This is a genomic window from Corallococcus praedator, from assembly GCF_003612125.1.
Classification (GTDB): domain Bacteria; phylum Myxococcota; class Myxococcia; order Myxococcales; family Myxococcaceae; genus Corallococcus; species Corallococcus praedator.
This window is the reverse complement of the sequence record NZ_RAWI01001133.1, coordinates 1-428: the sequence shown is the minus strand read 5'-3', so window position 1 is coordinate 428 and position 428 is coordinate 1. Positions and strand designations below refer to the sequence as shown.

At 60.3% G+C, this 428-nt stretch carries 1 protein-coding gene; it reads right to left on the bottom strand.

The annotated features are described in order from the left end of the window. On the bottom strand, window positions 1-428 hold a 428-nt coding region (locus tag D7Y13_RS43390; RefSeq protein WP_147452733.1), incomplete at both ends, for a helicase-related protein.

The following is a 428-nucleotide window of genomic DNA, read 5'->3' as shown; positions in this document are numbered from 1 at the left end:
CGTCAAAGTTTCTGCGGCCAGCCAGAACCTGCTTGATGTCTTCCTCCTCGGCGCTCACGCTGTAATGGCCCATGAGGCTGGCCGCGTCACCAAGCGTCTCGTGCGCCTCCTGCTCGCGCTCGAGCAAACGGGACAACACCCGAAGATCTCCTCTGAAGGCCGTGCTGGACGGCTCCAGTAGCAGGGTGGTGATCTGTGGGCGATGACGTTGGCCGTACCGGTCGATGCGGCCGTTGCGCTGCTCGATGCGGATGAGACTCCACGGAATGTCGAAATGGACGAGTTCATGACACTGCTGGTGCAGGTTGACGCCCTCACTGGCGACGTCACCGGTGACCAATACGCGGATGGGGGAGTTCGACTGTTTAAAGGATTCGACGATCTGCTGTTGCTCGGTGTCACTCAGACCTCCGTGCAGCACCGTTATC